The organism is Frankia sp. AvcI1 (assembly GCF_001420875.1).
Lineage (GTDB): Bacteria > Actinomycetota > Actinomycetes > Frankiales > Frankiaceae > Frankia > Frankia alni.
The window spans coordinates 8,668-15,284 of record NZ_LJFZ01000057.1; the positions used below are offsets into that span (position 1 = coordinate 8,668).

General features: G+C 72.8%; 5 protein-coding genes and 2 pseudogenes. 2 read left to right on the forward strand and 5 right to left on the reverse strand.

Annotated features, from left to right (window positions below):
* Positions 1-202: PrgI family protein (locus tag UK94_RS31345; protein WP_162246944.1), on the reverse strand; the 202-nt coding region annotated here is incomplete at its 3' end.
* Positions 203-289: 87 nt separating this feature from the next.
* Between UK94_RS31345 and UK94_RS71890 the strand changes: the two are divergent.
* Positions 290-568: pseudogene (locus UK94_RS71890) on the forward strand (hypothetical protein); the annotation flags it as partial.
* Between the two features lie 1,826 nt (positions 569-2,394).
* Here the strand turns inward: UK94_RS71890 and UK94_RS31355 are convergent.
* The 4 genes and pseudogenes from UK94_RS31355 to UK94_RS31370 all read right to left on the reverse strand — a co-directional run bounded on the left by UK94_RS31355 (position 2,395) and on the right by UK94_RS31370 (position 5,116).
* A complete protein-coding gene (locus UK94_RS31355) occupies positions 2,395-2,793 on the reverse strand; it encodes a pilin (RefSeq protein ID WP_055752701.1) in 399 nt (132 codons plus the stop codon).
* Positions 2,790-3,071 (reverse strand): annotated as a pseudogene (locus UK94_RS31360) (hypothetical protein); the annotation flags it as partial. The gene UK94_RS31355 and the pseudogene UK94_RS31360, both read right to left, overlap by 4 nt.
* A gap of 783 nt (positions 3,072-3,854) precedes the next feature.
* Positions 3,855-4,253 (reverse strand): pilin, encoded by a 399-nt coding sequence (locus UK94_RS31365; protein WP_055752701.1) that lies wholly within the window; start codon positions 4,251-4,253, stop codon positions 3,855-3,857.
* Positions 4,250-5,116 carry a hypothetical protein gene (locus UK94_RS31370; protein WP_055752702.1) on the reverse strand — a complete coding sequence of 289 codons (867 nt, stop codon included), beginning with the start codon at positions 5,114-5,116 and terminating at the stop codon, positions 4,250-4,252. The genes UK94_RS31365 and UK94_RS31370 overlap by 4 nt, the downstream gene beginning before the upstream one ends.
* Positions 5,117-5,729: 613 nt before the next feature.
* On the opposite strand from UK94_RS31370, the gene UK94_RS31375 reads away from it, so the two are divergent.
* The coding region (locus UK94_RS31375) for a hypothetical protein (RefSeq protein WP_235490869.1) at positions 5,730-6,371 on the forward strand (642 nt) is incomplete at its 3' end.
* Between the last annotated feature and the right edge of the window lie 246 nt (positions 6,372-6,617).

Here is a 6,617-nt window from a genome sequence, read left to right on the forward strand (position 1 = left end):
GCACGAGGACGCCGGCGCCGGCCGCGACCGGCACGGCGAGCACCGCGAACACCAGCAGCGGCACCAGACTGCGGGTCGCGGCCCAGGCGAGGTAGAGCACGATGGCGGTCAGCGCGAGGATCAGCACCTGACGGGCGGTCAGGTTCGCGACGATCCGGTCCTCACGGTCAACATCGGCGGGTATGTGGACGGGATGCGTCACGGTCGGGGACCTCCGGGTGGTGGTGGTGCGGTGAAGCGCGGCATCGGGACAGCACGACGTGGCGCCGGCGGGCGTGGCGCTTGTGGCGTGGCCGGACGTGGTGCCTGCGGGCGCGGTCGGCGCGGTGGCGGCGGGGCCGCGGAGCGGCGGGGAAGGGGCGGGGGCATCGGCGGGCTGACGCCGGTGCTGCCCGGCGCCGGCGAACTGAAGATCACCGGCATGGCGGTGGCGGTACGGGCACGCCGTCCCGGCGCTTCGGCGCGGGGCGGGCTGCCCGCGGGCCGGGGCGCATTCGGCGCGCGGAACGACACCGGTGGGACGGGGCCGCGGGGCCGGATCGGTGTGGAGCGTTGCGCGGGCTCGGGGNTCGGGGGTTGGAACCGGACCCGCGCAGGAGCGGTAGGCGGCCGGAACGGCTGCGCCGGCGGGGAACCCGCCGCATCGGCGGTGGGGGACGCGTCGGCGCTGTTCGGGGAGCGGAACACCGGCGGGGACGGTGGCCCGGTCGGACGGGGTCGGGGGCGAACGTTCTGGCCGGGATCGCCGCCCGGCATCGAGGGGGGAAGGAAGACCGCGGGAGGCGGCGGGCCGGTGGCCTTACCGCTGGCGAGATCGTGCATAGGTACCGCCGGTATCGGTTGGAGGAACTGGGGGGTGGTCCGGCCGCGCGGAGGCTGCCGTAGCGGCCGGCGCGTGATCGGGTTCTGTGCCTGTCGCCGAGGAGGAGGCGTCTGGCGGCGGCGGCCGGTGGGGGTGCGCTGGGGGCCGCGGCCGAACCGTCCGCCGCCCAGCAGACCCAGGGCGCGACCGGTGACGTAGGCGCGCACGATCCGGCCCAGAACGCTGCTGCCGCCCTGGCCGATCTTTGGCATCATCCAGAACGGGATCTTGAACAGGAAATAGATCAGGGTGATGGTTGCCAGCAGGTTCACCAGCCCGTCCGGTTTCGGGCCGAACACGGTGAAACCACCGGGGGCGAAGAACACCTTGAAAGACGCGATGAGAACGAAGGACTGGGCGATCTGGATGCTGATGCAGGCGAAGAATGCCTTCCACCACCAGTACGCGACCTTCTCGGTCTGCGGTAGAGCGTGTCCCGCGAGTGCCAGCGGTGCGGCTCCGATCAACGCNACGGTGATCGTGACCCGGGCAATGTAGGTGCACAGCAGCGCGACGATCGAACCGGCGAGAAACAACCCCAGGAAAATGACGAAGATGCTTCGGTTGACGACACCTGTGGCGCCGGTGGGCCCGATCGGTGGCGCGATCGCGCCGAGAATGATGTTCCGCAACTGTTGGGAGGCCGTGTTCGGGTCGAGTCCTTGCCCGAGGATCNCGGCGGGCAACGGNTTCGCGATTTCGATGATCTTGCCGGCCAGGAACTGGGACAGGGTCGCGGCCAGGAACCCGAGGGGAATGCGGGGAGCGATCTCCTTGATGGACGTCCGGGCCTGCACCGACTGGAACGTCATGATCGTGATCCCGCCGATCATGATGAGGATGCTGTAGGAGGCGACGGTGATGCCCCACGAGGTTGTCCACAGTTCACCGATCGCCGGCAGCTCCGACGGTTTCGGTGTGGTCAACAGCGTGCGACCCAGCAGATCCAACAAGGGGTTGAGAGCGGCGGTCACCAAGCCCCGGAAAAAGCTGTTGATCGCGCTGGTGATACCGCGGGTGATCCAGCCGACAATTCCGCCGCCGCCTCCGTCGCCGCCGGTATCGGGCGCGGTCGGGGTGGTGTGCGGGGTCGGGGGTGGCGGTGCGGTGGGCTGGGGAACGCAGTCCTCGTCATCGGCCGCGCAGGGTGGGGACGAGGTGCCGGTTCCGGTGCCGGAATCGTCAACGGTCCCGCCGCCGGGCGGGTTCGAGGTCGACGGCGTGCTCCCGCCGGAGGACGGGGTGGGCGTGGGTGACGATCCCTGTCCCGGGGGTACCGGGGACGGTCCGGGTTGCGGGTTCGGTGTCGGCCCGGTGGCGCTCGGCGTCGGGGCCGGAGTGGGAGCGGGGGTGGCGTCGGCGAAGGCCAGGGCGGGGCAGGCGACGAGCAGCACCACGGCAAGCGCCGCCGTCCCGACCAGCCGCAGCCCGCGGCCCCGGCGGTGGCGCCGCGGGCGGGCCGGCCTCCGGGCCGCGTGGGCGAGGGAGAGATACGCCGGCGCGCGGCGTGCCGGGACGGCGGCGGTCATGGGCTAGCCCCCGACGATCTGCTTGAGGATCGCGACGACGACCGGGGCGAGCGCGGCCAGCCCGTACCCCCAGCCCGCGTTGCGGAAGCTGTCCTTGGCTTTGCCGACCTCGCCGGGATCGCCGTTGGAGATCAGGTAGCGCACCCCGCCGATCGACAGGAAGACCGTCGCCAGCAGCGCCAGGATTCCCATGATCCAGTTGCGGACGTTGTTCAGGACGGCGTTCAGATCCGGCGCCACAGGCGCCGCCGGCGCCGGCGCGGCGAAGGCCGCCACGCTGCCCGCCAGCACGAGCGCGAGCACGAGCACGGTGAGCAGGACCGCGCGGCGCGCCACGGCACGCCGGCCGTCCGCGCGGGAGCGGACGGGGCGGGCCTCGGGCCGCGGTCGGGTCGGGTTCATGCCGGCACCCCCGCGACCGTCAGCGCCGGCGCGCCGGCCGGTGGATGTGGCCAGCGCGGGGTCTCGGCGGCCGGCGAACGCCCGGCACGGCTGGCACCGGCCGGGCCGGTGAGGTGGTCGACGAGGCGCTGCTCGGCCCGCTCCCGCAGCCGGGATGCCCGGCGGGGCGCCGTCGCGTGGCGGGCGGCCCAGGCGCTGATCGGCATCTCGTCCAGGCGGGTCGCGGCGATCAGATCGGCCTCGGTATCGGTCAGGACTCCGGCGGCGACCAGGCCCGCNAGGGGAATGCGGGGAGCGATCTCCTTGATGGACGTCCGGGCCTGCACCGACTGGAACGTCATGATCGTGATCCCGCCGATCATGATGAGGATGCTGTAGGAGGCGACGGTGATGCCCCACGAGGTTGTCCACAGTTCACCGATCGCCGGCAGCTCCGACGGTTTCGGTGTGGTCAACAGCGTGCGACCCAGCAGATCCAACAAGGGGTTGAGAGCGGCGGTCACCAAGCCCCGGAAAAAGCTGTTGATCGCGCTGGTGATACCGCGGGNGATCCAGCCGACAATTCCGCCGCCGCCTCCGTCGCCGCCGGTATCGGGCGCGGTCGGGGTGGTGTGCGGGGTCGGGGGTGGCGGTGCGGTGGGCTGGGGAACGCAGTCCTCGTCATCGGCCGCGCAGGGTGGGGACGAGGTGCCGGTTCCGGTGCCGGAATCGTCAACGGTCCCGCCGCCGGGCGGGTTCGAGGTCGACGGCGTGCTCCCGCCGGAGGACGGGGTGGGCGTGGGTGACGATCCCTGTCCCGGGGGTACCGGGGACGGTCCGGGTTGCGGGTTCGGTGTCGGCCCGGTGGCGCTCGGCGTCGGGGCCGGAGTGGGAGCGGGGGTGGCGTCGGCGAAGGCCAGGGCGGGGCAGGCGACGAGCAGCACCACGGCAAGCGCCGCCGTCCCGACCAGCCGCAGCCCGCGGCCCCGGCGGTGGCGCCGCGGGCGGGCCGGCCTCCGGGCCGCGTGGGCGAGGGAGAGATACGCCGGCGCGCGGCGTGCCGGGACGGCGGCGGTCATGGGCTAGCCCCCGACGATCTGCTTGAGGATCGCGACGACGACCGGGGCGAGCGCGGCCAGCCCGTACCCCCAGCCCGCGTTGCGGAAGCTGTCCTTGGCTTTGCCGACCTCGCCGGGATCGCCGTTGGAGATCAGGTAGCGCACCCCGCCGATCGACAGGAAGACCGTCGCCAGCAGCGCCAGGATTCCCATGATCCAGTTGCGGACGTTGTTCAGGACGGCGTTCAGATCCGGCGCCACAGGCGCCGCCGGCGCCGGCGCGGCGAAGGCCGCCACGCTGCCCGCCAGCACGAGCGCGAGCACGAGCACGGTGAGCAGGACCGCGCGGCGCGCCACGGCACGCCGGCCGTCCGCGCGGGAGCGGACGGGGCGGGCCTCGGGCCGCGGTCGGGTCGGGTTCATGCCGGCACCCCCGCGACCGTCAGCGCCGGCGCGCCGGCCGGTGGATGTGGCCAGCGCGGGGTCTCGGCGGCCGGCGAACGCCCGGCACGGCTGGCACCGGCCGGGCCGGTGAGGTGGTCGACGAGGCGCTGCTCGGCCCGCTCCCGCAGCCGGGATGCCCGGCGGGGCGCCGTCGCGTGGCGGGCGGCCCAGGCGCTGATCGGCATCTCGTCCAGGCGGGTCGCGGCGATCAGATCGGCCTCGGTATCGGTCAGGACTCCGGCGGCGACCAGGCCCGCCAGGACCTGTTCGGGACCGGCCTGGCCCGGACCGGACTGCGGTGCTTCGGCCGCGGCGACGGTCTGGAACAGGTCCGGGTCGGGATGAGGGGTTTCCCGCTGCTGGACGGTCAGCGCGAGCCCGGCCCGGTAGGCGGCCCAGCGCAGCCGCACCGCGATTCGCGGCAGGTCCAGGCGGACGGTGGCCGCCGCTTCGAGGAACCCGGTGAGCACCTCGGCCTGCACGTCGGCCGGGTCGAGGTCGCTGTGGCCGCCGAGCCGGGCGCAGACCGCGCGCAGGGCGGGCAGCGCCATGCCGGCGGCGCCGACTGTCCACGCGCCGCCGTAGCGGCGGGAGCGGCGGATCACCACCGCCCAGGCGGCGTCGCGGACGGGCTGCGGGCAGGAGCCGGCCAGTAGCCGGTCGCGCAGCTCGTCCAACGCCACCAGCCGCTCCGGCAGACCTGGCACCAGCGAGCCGTCCAGCGCCAGCGGCGCGGGGCCCGCGACCAGCAGGCCAAAGCAGTCCCGCAATGTCGCCAGCGGCAACGCGGACGCGCCCCGGCCGGCCGGTCGCGGAGGAAGTGAAGACATTCCGTCGGGCATTACTGCCGTCCTTCGCTGTCACGGAAATGCGGACAGCACCAAGGANGCCACACCGTGCCCAGCGAAAAGCAATAATGATCTCCCAGTGAATGCACAGCAAAGATCTCTGGCGCCCAGCGGAATCCCAGTGATCTAGTGTCGGCATTTCCGCAAGCCCCGGAGTCGACCCGACGCCGGCGGCGCCCCGAACCTGCACAGCAGGGATGTGAGCTGCGACGCTGTGACATCCGAGGAAGATCGCTGGGCATCCCTGCTGGCAGCACGGCCAGCCGACAATGACCCCAGCGAGAAAAATCTTGAAAAAATTTTCGGACGGACCGTCCGAGCGCTGCCCAGCGATCTGCCAGCGATCAATAGTCCGGTCAGACTAGGCCCTGCCCAGCGAGAAAAATCTTGAAAAAGGTCGCCGGGCTGGTGTCCGAGGCATGCCCAGCAGACGGTCTCCTTTTACGGCCGCGAAAACACTCCGCCGTGAAAGGAAAACCTCTTGATGCCCGTATCCGACCCTGACCGCGACGGCCGCGTTGTCGTCCCCGCGGGCCGGCCAGCGACCGTCTGGCCGTGCCCTCCCGCCAGCCCCGGCCGGCCGCCGGCCGGCTGGCTTGCAGCCGCTGTGGAACAGCTCGTCGTGACCCATACCCGGCCCGGTGACCCGGTCCTGCTGCTGACCGCGCCGCCCCAAGACGGAGCCGGACCGCGCCGCGACGTCGCCGAGGGCGACGCCTCCGACGGGCTCGGGGACACCGTCTGGGCCGTCGCCCGACTCGACCGGTGCGTCCGGGTCCGGACCGGGCCCGCCGGCCCCACCCACACGGTGGCGGGGTCGAGACCGGGACTCGACCCGGCGCCCGGTCGGGCGCCGGACGCCGAGGGACATCCGCTGGTCGTCTCGGTCGTGGAACCGACGCGGACCGGCTGGTTGCACGGTGTCCCATGGGCCCGTCTGGTCAGTCCCGCCGGCCTGCTGGCCGTGATCACCCGCAGCGACAGCATCGCCGGCCGGCTGATCGACCCCACCGGCGACCTGACCGCCGCCACCAGCCGCCACGGGCTCGCGCTGCTCGACCGGGTCGTCCTGCTGGAAGTCCCCCTCGACGAGCTCGACCAGCCACCCACCCCGCTGCCGCACGGGACGGTGGCCCGCAGGGTGCACTCCGACATGCTGCTGTTCGCCCCGCTCGCAAAGTCCGTGGGTTCACGCCATCCGAAGGTTGTTCAGCCCGAACCCAAGTGGTGGTCAGGCGGGTTTGCCGGTNCGGGCNCTCGGGTTCACGGTGATTCCGAGGGGCCNTTCTCGTGAGGGCGGGTCAGCAGCTGGCGTGCGTTGTCGGCGTAGCGGATCGCGGTGGCGTCACAGACACCGAAGACGGCGGCGACCTGCAGGGGGTCGGCGCCGCTGATCAGGGCTTCCTCGAGCTGTCTGTCGATGCGCAGCCGGTCCAGGGTGGCGGGCAGCCCGCGCAGGGGGCGGGCGAGGAACGGGTAGCTGACGGGGCCGAGG